Origin of the sequence: Microcoleus sp. Pol17C6 (assembly GCF_036701145.1) — a bacterium.
In the GTDB taxonomy this organism is placed as follows: domain Bacteria; phylum Cyanobacteriota; class Cyanobacteriia; order Cyanobacteriales; family Microcoleaceae; genus Microcoleus.
Map to the genome: position 1 here is coordinate 30,359 of NZ_JAUBQH010000018.1, position 19,060 is coordinate 49,418.

Annotated in this window: 14 protein-coding genes; 3 read left to right on the forward strand and 11 right to left on the reverse strand. The window is 46.4% G+C overall.

Features of this window, described 5'->3' with window-relative positions:
* Positions 1–69: 69 nt before the first annotated feature.
* The 7 genes from QUA25_RS11440 to QUA25_RS11470 all read right to left on the reverse strand — a co-directional run bounded on the left by QUA25_RS11440 (position 70) and on the right by QUA25_RS11470 (position 10,383).
* Positions 70–4,908, reverse strand: a complete 4,839-nt coding sequence (locus tag QUA25_RS11440; RefSeq protein WP_333037702.1) for a PAS domain S-box protein — start codon at positions 4,906–4,908, stop codon at positions 70–72.
* A 911-nt stretch (positions 4,909–5,819) separates the two neighbouring features.
* Positions 5,820–7,295, reverse strand: coding sequence for an adenylate/guanylate cyclase domain-containing protein (locus tag QUA25_RS11445; RefSeq protein ID WP_333037705.1), 1,476 nt, complete (start codon positions 7,293–7,295; stop codon positions 5,820–5,822).
* A 70-nt stretch (positions 7,296–7,365) separates the two neighbouring features.
* A complete protein-coding gene (locus QUA25_RS11450; RefSeq protein WP_333037814.1) occupies positions 7,366–7,710 on the reverse strand; it encodes a slr1659 superfamily regulator in 345 nt (114 codons plus the stop codon).
* A 47-nt stretch (positions 7,711–7,757) separates the two neighbouring features.
* Positions 7,758–8,336 carry a DUF6272 family protein gene (locus QUA25_RS11455; protein WP_333037707.1) on the reverse strand — a complete coding sequence of 193 codons (579 nt, stop codon included), beginning with the start codon at positions 8,334–8,336 and terminating at the stop codon, positions 7,758–7,760.
* Between the two features lie 77 nt (positions 8,337–8,413).
* Entirely contained in the window at positions 8,414–9,349 is a 936-nt protein-coding gene (locus tag QUA25_RS11460) for a PP2C family protein-serine/threonine phosphatase (protein WP_333037709.1), read from the reverse strand.
* A gap of 188 nt (positions 9,350–9,537) precedes the next feature.
* A complete protein-coding gene (locus QUA25_RS11465) occupies positions 9,538–10,038 on the reverse strand; it encodes a hypothetical protein (RefSeq protein ID WP_333037710.1) in 501 nt (166 codons plus the stop codon).
* A gap of 66 nt (positions 10,039–10,104) precedes the next feature.
* On the reverse strand, positions 10,105–10,383 hold the full coding sequence (locus QUA25_RS11470) for a hypothetical protein (protein WP_333037712.1): 279 nt from the start codon (positions 10,381–10,383) through the stop codon (positions 10,105–10,107).
* Between the two features lie 535 nt (positions 10,384–10,918).
* Here QUA25_RS11470 and QUA25_RS11475 point away from each other — a divergent pair.
* Positions 10,919–11,503: a hypothetical protein gene (locus QUA25_RS11475; RefSeq protein ID WP_333037715.1), complete on the forward strand. Its 585-nt coding sequence runs from the start codon at positions 10,919–10,921 to the stop codon at positions 11,501–11,503.
* A gap of 186 nt (positions 11,504–11,689) precedes the next feature.
* Here the strand turns inward: QUA25_RS11475 and mnmA are convergent, their stop codons facing one another.
* The gene (mnmA, locus tag QUA25_RS11480) at positions 11,690–12,781 is read right to left on the reverse strand and encodes a tRNA 2-thiouridine(34) synthase MnmA (RefSeq protein WP_333037717.1); all 1,092 of its coding nucleotides are present in this window, start codon (positions 12,779–12,781) and stop codon (positions 11,690–11,692) included.
* A 114-nt stretch (positions 12,782–12,895) separates the two neighbouring features.
* On the opposite strand from mnmA, the gene QUA25_RS11485 reads away from it, so the two are divergent.
* Positions 12,896–14,548 carry an NAD(P)H-hydrate dehydratase gene (locus QUA25_RS11485; protein ID WP_333037719.1) on the forward strand — a complete coding sequence of 551 codons (1,653 nt, stop codon included), beginning with the start codon at positions 12,896–12,898 and terminating at the stop codon, positions 14,546–14,548.
* A 268-nt stretch (positions 14,549–14,816) separates the two neighbouring features.
* The gene (locus QUA25_RS11490; protein ID WP_333037722.1) at positions 14,817–15,347 is read left to right on the forward strand and encodes a peptidoglycan-binding protein; all 531 of its coding nucleotides are present in this window, start codon (positions 14,817–14,819) and stop codon (positions 15,345–15,347) included.
* Positions 15,348–15,742: 395 nt separating this feature from the next.
* On the opposite strand, the gene QUA25_RS11495 is transcribed toward QUA25_RS11490, so the two are convergent.
* From QUA25_RS11495 to QUA25_RS11505, 3 genes are all read right to left on the reverse strand, one after another.
* A complete protein-coding gene (locus tag QUA25_RS11495; RefSeq protein ID WP_333037724.1) occupies positions 15,743–16,216 on the reverse strand; it encodes a TerB family tellurite resistance protein in 474 nt (157 codons plus the stop codon).
* A 107-nt stretch (positions 16,217–16,323) separates the two neighbouring features.
* Complete coding sequence (locus QUA25_RS11500) at positions 16,324–18,249, reverse strand: M61 family metallopeptidase (RefSeq protein WP_333037725.1); 1,926 nt, start codon at positions 18,247–18,249, stop codon at positions 16,324–16,326.
* Positions 18,246–18,926 carry a Crp/Fnr family transcriptional regulator gene (locus tag QUA25_RS11505; RefSeq protein WP_332985141.1) on the reverse strand — a complete coding sequence of 227 codons (681 nt, stop codon included), beginning with the start codon at positions 18,924–18,926 and terminating at the stop codon, positions 18,246–18,248. Before QUA25_RS11505 ends, QUA25_RS11500 begins: the two co-directional genes overlap by 4 nt.
* Positions 18,927–19,060 lie beyond the last annotated feature (134 nt).

Consider the following 19,060-nt stretch of genomic DNA (forward strand, 5'->3'; position numbering starts at 1 on the left):
CAAATATCGCTGCCTAACCAGAGCAACTTAAAAGCTTGGTGATGTCCGCTCGGTTTGAGATCCTTCGGGTCAATCTTTATAGATTGCGGGGTCATGAGTGTTCTTGCTAAGAAGTGCGGCGATCGTCTTAATTAATTGATCCGGTTCGATCGGCTTTGCCAGATGTCGGTGAAATCCAGCTTGCAAAGCTTGCTGTTGATTAAACTCGCCCGCATAGGCCGTCAGGGCGATCGCGGGAATCAGCCCACCCCGTTCTGGCGGCAGGACTCGCACTTGCCGCAACAGCATATAGCCATCCATCCCCGGCATTCCAATGTCGCTCAACAGGACATCGGGCTGGAAATTAGTCAACGCTGTGAGGACTTCTTGAGGGACAGCAAGAGTCAGTACCTCTGCACCTGCATCTTCTAGCAAAAAGGAAATCAACTCTCGCATATCCGGCTCATCATCTACAACCAGTATCCGCATCCCAGATAACGGTTCATCCGCAGTCGATCGTTCCGAAAGTCCTGCAAGAGACTTTTCTTGTCTTACCTTCCCTGATAGGGGGAGTCTTACAGTAAAGGTAGCTCCTAGCCCTTCACCCGGGCTATCTGCGGCAACGGTGCCGCCGTGGAGTTCCACTAGATGGCGCACGATCGCCAGCCCCAATCCCAAGCCCCCAAACTTGCGGGTTGTAGCGCCATCTTTTTGCCGGAAGTAGTCAAACACGTAGGGTAAAAACTCCGGTGCGATGCCTATCCCTGTATCCGCCACCTTAATTTGAGCGTGATTGCCAACACGAGTCAAATTCACCTCAACGCGCCCCCCGGCTGAAGTGAATTTGACCGCATTGGAAACAAGATTCCAGACTACTTGCTGCAAACGGCCCGAATCCCCCAAAATTTGTCCGATCTGAGGATCTAACACAGTCCGAATATCAATGGATTTGGCAACAGCAGCCAAATTGACAGTTTCGATCGCCGATTCCACGGTTAAAGCTAAATCGACTGGACGAATATTAAGACTGAGCTTGCCTTGGAGAATTTTCGAGACATCAAGCAAATCTTCAATCAATTCAGCTTGCAGCTTGGCGTTGCGTTCGATAGTCGCTAACGCCTGTGCAGTTTTTGCCGCATCTAGCTTGCCAGTTTGCAGCAGCTTTGACCAGCCCAGGATGGGATTGAGGGGCGATCGCAATTCATGGGATAGAACCGCTAAAAACTCATCCTTGATCCGATTTGCCTGTCTTAGCTGTTCCGCTTGCTGCTGGAGTGAATCGTTCAGGTTTGCCCGTTCCAGAGCGATCGCGATCTGGTCGCAGGTCGATCCCAGCATATCGATTTCTGCAGGCGTAAAGTGCGTCCGAGTCCGACTGGCAAATGAGAGCGTTCCTAATAACTGCCCTTGAGCGATTAACGGTTGACCCACGTAAGCCGTCATGCCCAGTTCAGAGACGGCTTTAGCATTCGGATGAGTGGAGAGTTCGGCTTGATTCAAGACAAGTTGCTGCTGCGTTTGGGCAACAAATCCACAGAGATATTCCCCTAATTCGATCCAGGCGATCGCCTGCGCCCTTTCTTCAGAGATGCCATCATAGTTTCTCAAATGCAGCATCCGGCGGTTGTCTTTTTCTTCCACCATGAAATTGTAGTAAGAGTGCAGATCGAGTTGCACTGCAAGTTTGCGGAATAGCGTGTCCATCAAAGCCAGAGGCTTTTCTGTCTGCATCAGATCGCGGGTAGTTTCATACAGCAATTGCAGTCGCTCACTTGCTTGCCGTTGTGCGGTCTTGTCCTGCATGATTTTGACAAATCCCTGCGGACAATCGGCTTCATTAAGCAGGGGCATCATCAATCCACTCGCCCAAAAGCGATTCCCATCTTTGCGGACGTGCCAGCGTTCGTCTTCTGCCCGTCCTTGCAGTAGAGCCGTTTGCCTCTCGTACTCGGGTTGTCCTTGTTCGTTATCTTCGGGCGTGAAGATCATCCGACTGGGGCAACCAATAGCTTCTGTCTCGGTATAGCCCAACAGCCTTTCTGCCCCTGAGTTCCAACTGGCAATGATGCCGTTAAGGTCGATGGTGAAGATGGCATAATCTTTGGCGCTTTCAAAGATCAGACGGAGGCGGGATTCACTCTGGCGCAGGGCTTCCTCAGCTTGTTTGTGGTCTTCAATATCAACACAAGAGCCGATGTAGCCCAAGAACTCACCTTCCAATCCGTAGCGAGGAACAGCTTCATCCATAACCCAACGGTATATGCCATCACAGCGTTTCAAGCGATATTCCATCTTGAACGGTTGACGGGCATCAAAGGCAGTCACATAGGTGTCTAAACACCGATCGAGGTCGTCGGGGTGGACTCCTTCTGTCCAACCATTGCCCCTTTCTTGCTCGATCGTCCGTCCGGTAAAGTTTAGCCACGGGAGGTTGAAGTAATAACAGAGTTTATCGGTGCCCGACATCCAAATCAGCACAGGGGCGGCATCTGCCATCAGCCGGAACCGTTCCTCACTCTCCCGTAGTGTGGCTTCGGCTTGTTTGCGATCGGTGATATCGTTGACCAGTGCTACAAACCCTTCAACTTTTCCCTGGCTATTGAAGCGGGGAACATAAGTCGCATTGACATAACGGGTGACACCATCTTTGTAGGGAATTTGGGTTTCAAAGGTCACTTCCTGTCCTGCCAAGACTTGCTCAACATAAGGACGAACCCCTTCATACCCAGTTTCACCTAAAACCTCTTGAAGGTGCTTGCCATAGATTTGCGCTGCCGGATGTCCAAACCATTCTTCATATGCTCGATTGTTGAAGCGGTAGTATTGGTCTGAGTCTACAAAGGTGATCAAGGCAGGCACGGCATTGGTAACTAAACGAAGTTCTGCTTCTCGTTGTTGCAATACCTCCTCGGCAAGTTTTCCATCGGTGACATTTCGGAAATAAATGGTAATCCCGTTCGCGGCAGGGTAGGTGCGAACGTCATACCACCGATCGTGGTCGGGATAAAACGCCGTGACTGATAAAGCCGCGCGCTCGTTGGCCACGCGCCGATAAACCCGCTCAAACTCGCTGCCCTTGAGTCCTGGAAATTCTTCCCACAAATTCTTCCGCATCAGATCGCCCGAAGTGCGGTCTAGCAGAATTTCCGCTGACCGATTCAGGTATGTGAAACGCCAATTCTCATCCAGGGAAAAGAATCCATCATCAATGCTTTCCAGAATGTTCCGACTCTGCTCTTCGCTTTGACGCAACGCTTCTTCGGCTTGTTTGCGATCGCTGATGTCGATTAATACGCCCCGCGTCGAAATTATCATGCCCTCAGCGTTGTAGGCGCAATCGCCCTTTGCCAAAATCCAACGAACGGTGCCATCTGCCCACAGCGTCCGATACTCTATTTCAGTATGCGGTTGATTCGCTTTTAACTCACTGAGGACGGTGTGAAGGAATGGGCGATCGTCGGGATGCACGGCTTCTAAAAACACCTGCATCGACATTGCTGTATTGACAGGTAAACCAAACATCGCTTTGGCTCTATCCGTAAAACTCAGCGTGTCTGTTTCTATATCCCAATACCACAAACCAAAATTGCCGCCTTCGCAAGCCAATCGAAGCTGTTCTTCGCTCTCGCGCAACGCCTGGAACGATCGATCGCGATCGAAGGCGATGCTGGCAACTTGGGTGCCGAACTCGGCGAGTTTATGTTCCCAATCCGTCGGCCTCCGCGCCTCGCTAAAGCAAAGCATCAGCGACCCCAGAGCTAGATGGTCGTGCCTGAACACGGGCTGAGAATGACAGGCTAGAATGCCATGAGCCACGCATAAATTTCGCCATGCTTGCGACCAGCGATCGTCGTTAGCAATGTCGGCGCAGGTCACGGGCTGGCCGCTATACACTGCTTCGCCACAGGTTCCAATGCACAAATCGTTAATCGGAGCATCTTGGAGTCCTTCACCAAAAGACGCTGGAAAGTCTGGAGTAATGGATCTGTTAAACGTCAGCCCCTGAGCATCTGCTAGCAGAAAGCCCGCGCGGGTACCCGGATTCAGCCTGGATACTGACTCACACACGGCTGCCAGACAGTCGTCTAGTGGCTGTCCGAATGCGATCGACTCCAGCAGTCGTTTCTGCTCGATTAGCAGGAGTTCGGCCTGTTTGCGATCGGTGATGTCAGCAAGCACAACGGTCAGTCCACTGGGCGAAGGGTAAATTCGATGGTGATGCCAACCCTTCCAAGGTGAGTAGAGATAATCAAACTTGAGCGGCGTTTGTTCGCGCATTGCCCGATGAAACTGCACGTAAGCATCGGTGTCAACGGCAGCCGGAAATAGCTCCCAAACGTTCTGACCCAGAAGCTCTGACCGCTGCATTCCAACCATTTCACAGTAGCGATCGTTGGCATAGGTGTAGCGCCAATCTCGATCGAGGATGTAAAACCCATCGTTGATGCTAGAAAGTACCGTTTCTAGCTGTTCTTTTGCCGCAGTCGCCGCAGTTTGTGCTATTTGGCCCTGAAGCTGGGCTTTTTGTTCTAGCGACCTTATCTCCTGTAAAGTTTGCAAGGCTGCTTTCGCATTTTTTAGAGCCTTGCGCCACGATAGATTGAGTGAAGCGCTCAATCCTACGACGATCGAAAATATACCCAGCCGAACAATTGTCTCTACATTAGCGATCTTTAAGGAATAGAACGGCTCAATAAAAAAATAGTTGATTGCCAGTGTGGATAAAATTGTTGCCAGAAACCCAGGCCCTAAACTGCCATACCAGGCACTCACCATCACCGCGATGAAAAACAGGGGCGTCGTGGTTGGGTAGAGCCACGGTAAAAGCGATCGGGTTAGCGCCAGTGCCAGAGCCACGGAGAGGGTCGCCACACCATAGGGAAGTAGTCGAATATTTCTGAAAATGCTGTTGATTCCCTCTACACTCACCCTTTGTACTCCTTATCCGAAAATATCTTGCTCGCAGCGCCTTACTGCATTCGCGAAGCGTTGCATCTGACGAATTACCTAACTCATCCAGCAATATCTCAATTTGCTTGAGTGGCAAGCGAGAAGTTGTAGCGTGTCCATTTTCGCAACGATTAAACGATTAATCGGGGTAAGGTCATCCCTAATTCCTTCGCCAACTTTTTCTGAGACAGGTTCAGCGCTGGCCGCCGTTCTCGCACCAAATTACCGATCGCTGGTTTTTTCGCCCTAAGCCGTTCTATTTTGAGAACCCTCAGAAGTAACAAGTATAAAGCTATTTATATTTTACACCTTTTACAGATTTTAGGAGTCAGTCACCACTCTCAAGATATATTTTAGTTGTAGTGCCTTGAAAATATAAACGCTTCATTTTAAAACCCAGTGTCGTACCAGGGATAATTCGGCTTTTCTTGAAAGTCTCTGGGTTGTGCCTAAAAGCTCGATTGTTGATGATGTTGTGGAGGATTTTAAACACGGGACAGGCCTCTGTTTTCTTCATCCCAGAAAGCTCTCCGGGCTTGGATTACTTTGTGAGGTAAGCTGTTGTGCATTTAAATTTTGTGTTGAGGACGGTCTTTCGTTCTCACCCCACAAGAGTGAAAGTTTATTTGACCATGCAATTTAAAGGCGCATTAGCTTAGCTTTTTGTGGAACAGGTAGTTGGGACCTGTTAAGCAAGAATGGTGCAAAATGTCAGATGTAAGCGGATTTAAAATGAGTCATGAGTCATGAATCATCCCAACAACGGATACTGGTTTTCTGACCGAAGTCGTAAGCAGCTCAAAATTTTAGACTCTTGTTCAATATCCCCGATTCATCTGTGGAGTAAATCTAAAATCTAAAATCTAAAATCTAAAATCGACTAACTTGCTTTAAATTCCTTTAAGGAGCGATCGCCAATCCCGACAGCGTTTCAGGTAAATGCGAGCTACATGATCGCTGGGATTTGTTCGCAAACACTCTTCAAATAATTTTCCAGCTTCTCGGAAGTCCTTGCGATCGCACAGTAACATAGCTTCATTATATAGAGACAAATTTGCTAGCTTTGCCGACAAACTTTCCGGCGGGTCTGCATCAAATACCTCATAGACTACGACATATTGAGATTTTCCTTTTACCTGTACTTTATCCACAATCCTAATAGCATAATCTGTCGGATTTCGCAACCGTTCCAAAGTCTGCTGAGAAATTAACAAAGGTACGCCGTAATCTTTGGTCAATCCTTCAATGCGAGATGCTAAATTAACAGCATCGCTAATCACAGTGCTGTCCATTCGGCTTATACCCCCGACTGTCCCCAGCATCAAAGAACCCGAATTGATGCCAATGCCAATTTGAATCGGGACGTAGCCGACGCCTTGACGGTATTCGTTATAATTCTTCAGGATATTTAGCATTGCAATACCCGCTTTCACTGCATCATCTGCAAAGTCACTAAACAAAGCCATAATTGCATCGCCGATGTATTTGTCAATAAACCCGTTATTGCTAGTAATTGCCGGCTCCATTCGTGAAAGGTAAGCATTGATAAATTTAAAATTTTCTTGGGGAGTCATAGTTTCTGAAAGCGTCGTGAAGTCGCGAATATCCGAAAATAGCACCGACATTTCCTGCTGCACTTGGTCGCCTAAATGGACATCTATAATACTTTCATATCCCAACAAATTTAGAAATTGGTGCGGCACAAATCTACCGTAGGCATCAGTTAAGTCTGATTCGGCATCCAGGGATTTTTCTAAATTTTGGTTGAGGTCAAATAGTTTCTTAATAAATAAATGGCGATCGGCTTCAGCTTCTTTGCGTTCCGTGACATCTTGAAAAACTGCGATCGCAAAAGCAATTTTGCCACCCTCGTCAAAAATTGGCGTTCCCCAAATCTCAAGGGGAACTTTCTTGTCGGGTTGATGAATTTCCAGATTTTCAGCCGTCGCGTTTTCGCCCCTCAAAGCTCGGACGATAGGCAAATTCTCGAAAGGGTAGATAGTCTCAGTTCCCGCAATATAAATTTGATAACTTTCTGACAAATCCTCAACTGCCTTTAAGGGCAAAACTCCTTGACCGAGTAACTGCTGTCCGGCGTGATTTACGTAGTAAGGTCTGCCTTTAGAATCCAGCACGAGCACGCCTATGGGAATCGCTTCTAGAAATTGAGCCAGCTTGATTTCACCTTCGCGCACGGCCTCGAATGCGCGAGAGCGTAACTCAGTTTCAACCGTATCGGAATGTTCAGCAGTAGTTTCCAGCAAGATTTCCAGATCCGCTTTTTCCTCCTTCAAGTCTTCCACTTGCTGGCGCAATCTTTCTATCTCTAAAAGTAGCTGTTCTCTAGATGGTTGTTCTTCCAGCATAACTCTAGAATTTGCGCCTCGACTAACAAAAAATTGCTCAACAGCTCGCACCCTAAAAGTAATAGTCTATCTATAGAAATTCCAACTGCAAACCCGGCATCAGGCGCTGGAAATTCCTCAAAGATTTGCCGTGCCAACCTATGCTTTGAGAGCCTTGTACCGCCATTTGCACCCGGGCTGTTTTGCGGATCTCGATAATAAACTTCGATAGCATATTGATGCCTGAACTGTTCAAAAATTCTAACTGCTGCAAATTGAGGGTAATTTTCGTCGGTTCCAAGTCGCCAACCTTCGTCAGGAACTGCGCTATCGGCGCGTACTCCGCAGGCCCGCTCAGCCTTAGAGATCCAATAAAACTCACGGTTGCCGTTGCTGGATCGTAACAGATCCGGTAATCTTCTGTATTAATTTCCATAGCCACAAAAAAAAAGTCCCTTAGATATTATCTAGCGCCAGCGTTGCTTATACTGTTAATTGCACCATAGTTGTCACCGCAATTACTTCCGGGTCTTTGTGTACGGTCTGGAATTTCCAGCCAAGTTTGACGCTATAATCTGTGAGCATGGTCAACAAACCCAATCCAGAATTGGTACAGCTTTCGTCAGCAGCATTTTTTTCCAACCGCTGAATGTAAAGTTCGCTGGGATCTGAGGTCAGCAACTGGTGAATGTAAGCCTGAAACTTGTCCACAGATTGGGGAGAGATGCTATTAGCAACTGAGAAAATCATTCCGTCGCTCTCTAATTGCAGTTTAATATCGATCGGGTACTCCGAGGTTTGATCATTAAACTTCATGGCATTTTCCAATAACTCGTTGGCAATGTAGCTAACAGCGCTTTTTATTTCAGCTTGTCTTTCAATTGTCGAGGGCTCATCTTGGTTGCCCGGAAAAAAAGTCGTCAGGTAGTCAGCCAGAAAATCCGCCGACAAACCGTTGTTCCGCCACCGCTGCTTGAGAGGAACCGAACTGGGAGAAAATCCAATTATTAAGTATTCTTGGCTAGCGGGCTGCTCGATGAAATCGCCGAAAATTTGACTCATATCGATGTGAGAGCTAAAGTTTGAGATGATGGGGATCACTGAATATATTTTAAACTTTAGAAGGGAGATGCAAAGAGTTATTTTTGTTTGAGTCCCAGCAAGGTGATGTCATCAAAAACTTTTTGTTCGCGGATGTGCGCTCGCACGTCCTTAATTACAGCCTGCCTGATTTCGCCAGCCGAACGCTGCCAATTAATCTCTATTACCTCAATTAATCTATCTAAACCATAAAGCAGTTTATCCATATTTTTAGCTTCCGTAATCCCGTCAGTGTACAGCACTACCACATCTCCTGAATGCAAATGCACAATTTTTTCAGCAACAAATTCAGCAATATCTGCATCCAGCCCGATCGGGAAACCCAAATCCATCGTATCAAACCGCTCGACAGAACCGTTACACCGCACGACAATCATTTCTTCGTGCTGGCCGCTCAACTTCAGCATTCCTTGCTGATAACCTAGCAAAGCAAGGATAGCATTTTTATGGGATTTCATCCGCTGCACGTTATCATAAATTACACTGTTAATAGCAGTTAAAAATCTCACCGGATCGGCTTCGTTGTAGGCGAGCAAAGTTCGCACAGCCGTTTGAACCATAATCATTAAAACGCCGCTCTCCAATCCGTGTCCCGTCACATCGCCAATGCCAATTTTCACTCTACCTTTGTGCTGCAGTACGTAGTAATAGTCGCGGCCTACTTTCTCAGCAGCTTCCATAAATCCCGCAATACCTAAGCCGATAACTTCCTTGAGCTCTCGGTCTTGCGGCAGCAGCATCTGCTGAATTTTGCCAGTAACGTCTAGTTCTGCGCTCATTCGCATATTTTCAGCTTTTAGGCGATCGTTGAGAACAGTAATTTTTTGATTTGCACCAACTAAGGCATCGGCAATTTGGTTAAACGCCCCCACAACTTGCCCGAGTTCATCTCTGTTATCCAAAATAATTTTGTGGTCAAGATTGCCGCTTGCCATCTTTTTTACAGCTTCGTCAAGGACAAATACAGTTTGCATAACGCTTATGTAAAAACTTACAAATAAATAACTAGGGCTAAGGTTATTGACATCACAATAGAAATTATGCGTTTCTTGGCAACAAAACTATCAATGCGTTTTTGCAGAAGAAAGTCTAATTAATTGAGAGATCCATCCCACAGTTAAAAACTCGAATTCAGCACTCGATCGCTCCCATCAAGATAGGCCTAATATTCTACTAAAGCCGTGGGATTAATCAGTTTATATAGTTGCTCAGTTAGGTGTTCTACTACCGAGTTAAAGTTGGTCAAATTCTCACTTAATTTCCGGTTCAGATTCCCGTGATACTTATTGCTAATTCCTACCTCCATGTTGATAGCTAAATCCTGATTAAGTTCTCTCAATTTGCCTGCCAAAGTAATCAGTTTCGCTCTTTCTTGAGGTGTGGGATCGGAACGCAAGCTGTTTATTTGAGAAATAAACCTAATCTTTGACAGAATTTTTGGGATTTCTGGAATCTTCAGCAAAGTAGCATCCATCAAATAATAAGTATCTAGATCGGGGTCTAAAATTAGATTAGAAGGATCGCCGACGCGAGCGCTCAGTCTATTAAGTTCGGCAGCTAAACGTTGATATACAAAATTGTAATTTTCTAAACTCCACTGGCTGTGGCGAAGTTTGAAATTTTGCCAATTTTGATAAATTTTATTAAAGTTTTCACTGGACATTAATATGTTTCCTATCTGGCAATCTGTATTTGCTAGGGCTTGAAAATTCTTGTCTATCTTGGCTTCTCAATCGGTTCGGGATTCTGAATTGCTTAAATTAGGATTGAAACTCTGATAATTTAACAGTTGAAGTTTCGGTATGTATTCCCTCAACTGGCGCAGCGGGCGCAGGTATTGATTACCGTAGATTTCTTTTTGGGAAAAATCAACCCTGCTGTTAATTTCGGAAATCAGCAGGTACATGATTAAGGTTAACGGTATTGCAAATAGAAAACCGATTAAGGTAAATTTTTGAGGATAGCTCAGCCGATCCATTAAATGGATAGCCAAGGATTTTCGGTTCATAATTGATACATTTAAATAAGATTATACTAAAAAAGTAGCGATCGCTACTAAAGTAGTTTCGGGGACACTCGCTCTAGAAAAGCACAATGCTAATACAATTAATCAGCGATAGCTGATTTAATTTCTAAGGCGTTTTCGTCCTGTTGCAACAAATTTTGCGGCATCCCTGTGATATCCTTGGCTCAGTTCGCCTTCCACAGTCTAAAACACGTTTAGCAGTTTTGGAACGCAGAATAGTAATTTGTACTGAGATTCGGGGGCAGGATTAGAGGCTTTTAAGAATATTTACTTAAGCATAAATTTTTCTTAATACCCGGAGACAAAAAGTAAAAATTAAGTAATAACTGGGTAGTGCAAGTTTCCTGAAACACAACTGCCGGCAGCAAGTAGGAAATACTTGCGCCGCACCAGCAACCAGCAGTCAAGTCGGTTCTGCACAAAGGAACCAATAGCACCAGCAATAGTGTCTAAGTAAGTATCTGCAGTTGAGTGTTCAGGAGCGATCGCGCATTGTGTAAAGTGAGGCAGAGGGCGTATGATGAAAAGAATCTCCAAAAATAAATCCCCAAAGAATAAAAACCGAGAGCAAAAGCAGCCCAATCCTGTAATCTTGGCTTTGGTGCTGACAGGAATTCTGGTATGGGAAATGTATCCGGCGCTAAGACACACCGCTGCGGCTAACGCGGGCGCTCTCAAAGATTCCCTTGCCCAGTTGGAAAGGCAACAGCAGCAAACCGCGCAGCAATTTTCCTCAGCCGCGGTGTCCCATAAAATCAGCTATTCGGTATTGGCACTCAATACTCTAATTTCCGAACCGGGGAATTTTGCCGAGGGTACGCGCAAAAATCCCCCGAACAAATTGCCCGCCACCGTAGCAGCAGCAGTTCGCAGAGAGTTGTCGGACTCCACTGGCATTGGTGCTGACAAGTTGAAAGTAACTGAATCGAGCGAACAAAGTTGGCCGAATACTTGTTTAGGACTCTCGAAAGCGGATGAAATTTGCGGTCAAATGATTGTCGAAGGTTGGCGGGTTGTGGTTTCTGATGGTAGGCAAACTTGGGTTTACCGTACTAATGCTAGGGGAAATATCTTGCGTTTGGAAAAAAAGTTAGCTAGGTAAATGTACCCCTGTGAAATGAAATATAAGTTTCCTTTTGGAACAGGCCTCTTGCCTGTTCCACAAAGTGTGAATTTTCTGGTGGGAAGTTTCTTGTGGGCTTCTTGAAACAGGCAAGATGCCTGTTCCAAAAAGTGTGAATTTTCTGGTGGGAAGTTTTTTGTGGGGTAAGCACGCCTGTCCCTTAAATCAACCTGGGAGTTGGTTTCTTTCGATGATGCCGCCGCCCAACAGCACTTCTCCGTCATACCAAACAGCCGCTTGTCCGGGGGTAATGCTCAACTGCGGTTCGTCAAAAATCAACTTAACTCTTGTACCGCCGACTTTTTCCTCTGCTTGGGAGGATTGTACAGGAATAATGGTAGCGGGGACGGGTTGCGATCGATATCGAATCTGTACCTGAGCCCGAATCGGAGCCATCGGCGCAGCCACAGAAACCCAATTCACTTTCTGGACTGTACATTCAGATTCTACTGCCAACTGTCGATCGCCCACAATTACCCGATTGCCAGCAGCATCGAGTTCAATCACATACAGCGGTTCCGCGGCAGCAATTCCGAGTCCCTTCCGCTGCCCGATGGTGTAGTGGTGCACACCGTCATGCTGTCCGAGCACCCGTCCTGACTTGTCCACAATGTCACCCTTTTGCGGCGCAATGTACTTATCCAGAAAAGCCCGCATCGAACCGTTACTTTCCACCAAGCATAAATCCTGACTTTCCGGCTTATCAGCAGTTGTCAAGCCAAATTCTGCCGCAATTCTGCGAGTTTCTGTCTTGGTAATTTCCCCCAAAGGAAATTCCGTACCCGCCAACAAATCCTGTGTTAGATCGTACAAGAAATAAGACTGATCTTTCGCAGGGTCGATCGCCCGCAGCAACTGATAACGACCTGTAGCAGCATCGTAAGTAATCCGAGCGTAGTGGCCTGTAGCGATTTTTTCAATTCCCAGTTCTTCGCGAGCATACTTAAGCATTGGCCCGAACTTCACAGTTTTATTGCACTGCGAACAAGGCAAAGGCGTAACCCCTGCACTGTAACCCTCCACCAAATAATCGACAATACTTGCCTGAAAGACCTCGCGGCTGTCAACAATGTGGTGGGGAACGCCCAAATCTTCGCAAATTTTAGCTGCATCGACCATTCCCTCAGAGCAGCACTGACCTTTGCCCTTCATCAACCACAGCGTTAAACCCACCACTTCATATCCCTGATGGTGTAAAATTGCGGCTGCTGCGGAACTATCGACCCCGCCGGAGAGGCCTACAACAATCTTGTTCATGGTTGGAGAGAAATTGCTATTTTACTGTTACTTTGTTCGATCGAGCTAATTTATTATACCACAAAGATACTACAACTTGCCACTGCTGCTGTTAGCTGAAATTTTAGCACTAATATGACTATTCAAAAATTTGTTGTCACCGCCGACCAAATGCGGCAAATAGAAACGAGAATTTTTGCTGCTGGAATGCCAGTCGCAGCTTTAATGGAAAAAGTCGCGGGACTGATTGCTAGACGCATTCAGCAGCTTTTGAAGGTGGAAGGAAGTTCGGCAACGGGCAGTGTACGGGATTTAACGGATAGAAGGAAAAGGGAAGAAGGGAAAAATCTTGTTAATTCTCAATTGCCAATTATCGGCGTATTGGTTGGCCCCGGACACAACGGCGGCGATGCTTTGGTTGTTGCCCGCGAATTGCACTTTCAAGGGTTCCAAGTAGTTATTTACTGTCCGTTTTCTAAACTAAAAGAACTAACAAAAAATCACGCTGATTATGCGCGTTCTTTAAATATTCCATTTGTTGACAAAATTGAACCGCTGAAAAACTGCGATTGGCTTGTAGATGGTTTATTTGGATTTGGATTAGAACGAGAAATTAATAACGCCACTGCGGCAGCTATTGACGAAATAAATAATTTAAACATACCCATTTTAAGTATAGACATTCCATCGGGAATTCATACAGATACCGGAGAAGTTTTGGGGACAGCAATTCGGGCAAAACATACATTATGTTTGGGTTTGTGGAAAATGGCCTTTCTGCAAGATAGAGCGTTAGAATATATCGGGAGTTCCGAATTAATTGATTTTGATATTCCTGCAGCAGATATTGCAGCAATATTGGGCGAAACGCCAGCAATACAACGCATTACAAAAGCATCGGCAACTCAGCATTTGCCGTTACCCCGATCGCCAATTTCGCACAAATACACCAACGGTCACTTACTAATTATTGCAGGTTCCCGCCGCTACAGCGGAGCAGCAATTTTGGCAGCATTGGGAGCAAGAGCAAGCGGCATCGGAATGCTGTCAATCGCTGTTCCTGAGTCGATTAAACCGATGTTGAGCAGCCAGTTGCCAGAGGCATTAATTATAGGATGTCCCGAAACCCAAAGCGGTGCAATTAGCGAGTTGCCAGTAGCAATTGATTTGGGCCTCTATGATGCGATCGCCGCAGGGCCAGGTCTGACATTGGAAGCGGCAATAGCTGTAGAATCTCTACTGGAGAGCGATCGACCTCTGGTTTTAGATGCTGACGGTTTAAATATCCTCGCTCAACTCGGCACAGTCCCGATTTTGTCGGAACGTTCAGCACTTACAATTATCACGCCTCACCCGGGTGAATTCAAGCGTTTATTTCCCGAATTAGCCGACGAAACCGGCGATGATCGAATTGCGGCAACTCAAGCAGCAGTTCAGCTTTGTGGTGCAACGATATTGCTCAAAGGAGCGAGAGTTTGCATAAGTTGGAAGGATGAGGGCGATTCCCTACGGGATAGCTACGCTTCACGTACCATCACCTACCTCAATCCCGAAAGCACCCCAGCCCTCGCCAGAGGCGGCAGTGGCGACGTTCTCACAGGCTTGTTAGGGGGACTATTAGCAACTGCGATCGCCCGCAAGTCCCCCCCTAAATCAATTGCTGTAACAGCAGCTTGGTGGCACGCTCAAGCCGGAATCATGGCTGCCAAAGAACGGACGGAATTAGGATTAGATGCCTTTACTTTGACACAGTATTTAATTCCAACATTGCGAGAATTTACTGAGTAAACAATCAACATTAGTTGGTAGGGTGCGTACCCCGCATCTTTGTATTGGGTAGGTGTCCACCGCGCACCTTACCCCTTGGTTTGTATTGACAACGGAAGTCCTCATAAAAATATTACAACTTGTATTCGTTATGACAAACCAACGAGTAACTCAAACGAGTGACACTCACATGAGTGACACTCCAAAAAGTGACTGTGCATCCACAAATCCCACCAGTTATACCTGAAATATCAAACACCAAAACTTAAATGTTGAGAGGAACCACATTATGTATACCGAAGAAAGAAGCTTGAACAATGAAACTATGGCTCTTGTCGCCGATACTACTGCTCAATCAAGTCTTACATTTGCTGAAACCACGGGAGTCAACAAACCCACTTTACAAATGGGTTCAACAGGTCAAGCTGTCAAGGAACTACAACAGCTTTTATATCATTGGGCTTATTATTTCGGGCCGATTGACGGTATTTTCGGCGTCCAAGTTCAAAACGCGGTCAAAGGCTATCAACACCGCGTTTTTTTAAAAGAAGATGGGATTGTCGGCCCTATCACTTGGGAAGCACTATACTCTGGTGCACCTGTGAATATGCCGATCGTCATGAAGGGCAGTTCTGGTAATGCTGTTAAAATTGTTCAGAATGTCTTGAAAATCAATGGATACTATTTCGGCTCCATTGACGGATTCTTCGGGGCGATGACAGATGTAGCCGTGCGACAATTGCAACTGAGCAAGGCTTTACCGCAAGATGGAATTGTAGGCTACAGAACTTGGCACGCCCTCAGCAAGTTACCGCACTAATGACTGGTTGGCTTCACTTTCAGTCATCGCCAAAAATCGGTAGCTCAATTAGGGATTTAGGCTTTACCTAAGTCCCTAATTATCGTTAAGGGGAAGGCAGCGCGCGGGAAGGGCGATCGCAAATTTTCTTACCGTTCTCGGCGATGAAAAATATTCTCGACTTTTCCGTGTTTATTTCTTACTATATCTTAGGAAATTGGGAGTCACAATCCGGTTTATTTCTCTTCTGATTTAGTTGTAAATAGTTGCAATCATAAAATTATTATTCCGATACTTATCTAACAAGACTTAGGCATGGAGGGCTTATTCCCGGTTTCTACGAAAAATTCCAGGTTTAGTAACGAGAAATTTAGGAATCAACCGGGTTTTTAAGCCAAGCGCACGCAAGTCCCGAACTAGCCTTTGATGAACTTTTCTAATTTTTGAGCCATCTTCTCTATCATTCCCTCCGAAGTATCTCCCGCCGATGATTCAGCTTCAATACGCTTGACCACATCCTCTGAAAGATTCAGCAACTGCACTAATTTTTGATAAGCTGCGGCTTCTTCAGCGTTAATTTTTGGTTCGTCAGGAGTGCGAGAACTAGATGAAATCACTTCATAGCCGAGTTGCAGGACTAATTCCCTTTCATCTTGAGTTTCTAGTTGACCGATCAACTCGTCAAGGGGAATATTTTGCATAATATAATCCCGCAGTTCTTGTTGCATTTGTTGTCCGTCGGTATCTGGGGCAAACAAACTGCAAAAACGATCGAGCATTAAATCAACTTCTTCTGTCGCGAGTTGGCCGTCAGCCCAAGCCATCGAGGCAACAATTCTCAGCAGATTCATCTGGCGGGGCGTAATTGATGGAGGAGGTGGGGTTTGCATAATTAAAATGGGTAATTGGGAATTGAAAATTGGTAATTGGGAATTGGGAATTAGGAATTGAGCCTGATTCCTTCTTGTCTTTTCTTTCCCGTTCCCCTTCATTTATGTCACAATTTCGACAGAGGAACTCCCAGCCATCCAGTAAAGTTTTGTTTCTGAATAGCGGTGGGCTGTTCCACCGGCACGATCGAGTAGCGGCCAGGCCGGGGCGGCGCGAGAGTCACACGACGAGTCCGCAGTTCGTCTTGGTGAAAAACTGTCACCTCTATTGTGTCCCCCGGCTGATAATCTTTAAGCCTCTCGCCCGCTTGTTCTGAATTTACCCGAAAACCTTCGATCGCCAGCAACTCGTCCCCAGCGTCAATTCCCGCCAATTGTGCCGGAGAGCCTATTTCGACAAATTTAACCATTTCCCGCCCGTTTTCCGAGCCCAACGTCCAACCGATGCGAGGCGTTCGGTCAGTTTCATCTACCCAAATTTGCAGCCCGAAAGGTTCGAGATATTTGTTGTAAGGCAACTCTTCTGTACCGTCTATATAGCGCGCAAAAAAGTCGCTCAAATCGATGCCTGCGACGGACTCGATCGCACTTTGCAACTCTTCGGGAGTAAAGCCTATTTCTGCGGGCAGCGAAGGAGAATTTAAGTCTCCGTTTGATGTCAAATGCGCCGATTTGCCGTCTGTTTCCGACTTCAGGTCAAAATCGCCATTTTGGGCAGAATTAGCATTGCCAAACTGCTGCCACATCAAACGCATCACATCGTCGAGCGATCGCTCATTGCCGTGTCTAGCTCGAATCAACAAATCGAGCAAAAACGAAACAACTTCCCCTTTCAAATAATAGGAAATCTGCGAATTATCGCTGTTAGCATCCCGGCGATAAAGTTTAATCCAAGCATCCCAGCTCGACTCGCTCAGAGGCTGCACGTTCCGCCCCGGAGTCGTCTGCAAGCGAGTAATTTCCTTAGCCATACCTTGGAAAAAACCTTTCACGCTGTAGAGACCCGCTCGAAAAGGAATCACCAAATCGTAATAACTGGTAGTGCCTTCAGAGAACCATAAAGAAGGAGTGTAATTTTCTTTTTCGTAGTCAAATACTTCGAGAGCTTTCGGTCGAATGCGCTTGACATTCCACAGGTGAAAAAATTCGTGAGCTACCAACTGAATAAAGCGTTCATACTTTTCCTTAGCCCGAAAACCAAAACGCGGATAGTTGAGAGTGCAGCTCTCCTTGTGTTCCAAACCGCCAAAACCCGAGCCAGACAAATGCAGGAAAAACACATAGCGTTCGTAAGGCAAACCGCCGAACATTTTTGCCTCGACTTCGATCACTTTTTGGATGTCTCGAATCGTGCGATCTGGTTCTAAATTGCCTTTCCCCCAAACAACTAGCTGGTGGGGTTTTCCCATCACTTCAAACTCGTACACTTCGTGATAGCCAATCTCAAAAGGACTGTCTACCAGAGTGTCAAAATCCGCAGCAGCGAAAGTAAGATTTTGGCGAGAAACAGGTGGCAAAGTAGTAACGGTGCGCCATTCAGGCTGCGGCGGCACAACGGTTACGGTGTAGCAGTTGCTCTCAAAACCGGGCAAGAAAAAGCACAAAGCCGCCGGATTAAAATAACCGTGAGTCGAGTCTAAATGATTGGTTCGCACTGTCAGTTCATTGGCAAAAATGCGGTAGAAAACCGTGACATCTGACACGGAATTTGTCTCGATTTGCCAGTGATTTTTGCTGAGCTTGCGCCAAGGTAAAGCACGCGCGGCGTAGCTATCCCGTAGGGAATCGCCCACCTGTGAGCTAAAATCTTGCAGGTGGCGGGCGTACTCTCGAACCAAGTAAGAACCGGGAGTCCAAACAGGCATTTTTAAATCCAGAACCTGCTCCGACCAACCTTGCACGCGCAAAGTTACTTCAAAGAGGTGGGATTCAGGATTGGGCATCGCCACCGAATATTGAATTGTCGGTGCTGTTAGTTGCCCCTGACTGTTGCCGGCAGCGGACGAAGTATCCAAACAAGTAACATCAGTCATTGACTTGCCAAATTAATCAAGTGCTTGAGGTTGATCAAATGGATAGTTTGGCGGTCTGGATCGATATTGATCCAACCTTTACTATCAAGTTTTTCCATAATTTTGCTGGTTTCATCTAGGGTGATATCTGTGACATCAGCTAAGTCTTCATAAGGAATATTGAAGATATCTTTGCCCTCAGCAGTTTTCTGACCGTAGTTTTCTGCCAGCTCGACTAAAGTATTTGCTAGTTTAACCGCTGGCTGGCGGTTGCGGAGTTGATAGCGGAGATTGGTTTGGCGCAGCCGCCGTACCATCAGTTGCAGCATCCGGTGGTGCAATTGCGGGTCTTTAAACAGGGTTTGGATAAATCGCTGAGCTGTGACGCTGAGAAGTCGCACTGGCGATAGAGCAAGTACGTCATTCGATCGGGGAGATTCATCCAGAATGGCCATTTCGCCGAAGAAGGCACCCCGTCCTAAAATAGCCATTGATACAGCTCGATCGTTTGACAAGCGGCGGACTTTTACCCAGCCAGACACGACAAAGTAAATCGCGTTGCCCCAAGAATCCTCCATCACTACAGCTCGGCCCGGGGGATACTCATGCTTGACGGCATTTGATAGCAACCCTCCCAAGGTTTCTGGGTTAGCACCCTTAAATAGAGGGAACAGCTCACTGAAAGCTTCTGTCTTCATGCAAACTCGCGGAGGTGGGAAATATGATTAGGCGACACCCAACAGCTAGGGAACGATCGATGTTTGGGAACACAAACAATCTGTTGCTCCTTTAATTGATGATAAGGGTGCAGAGGCCCGGTTCACGTAAAATC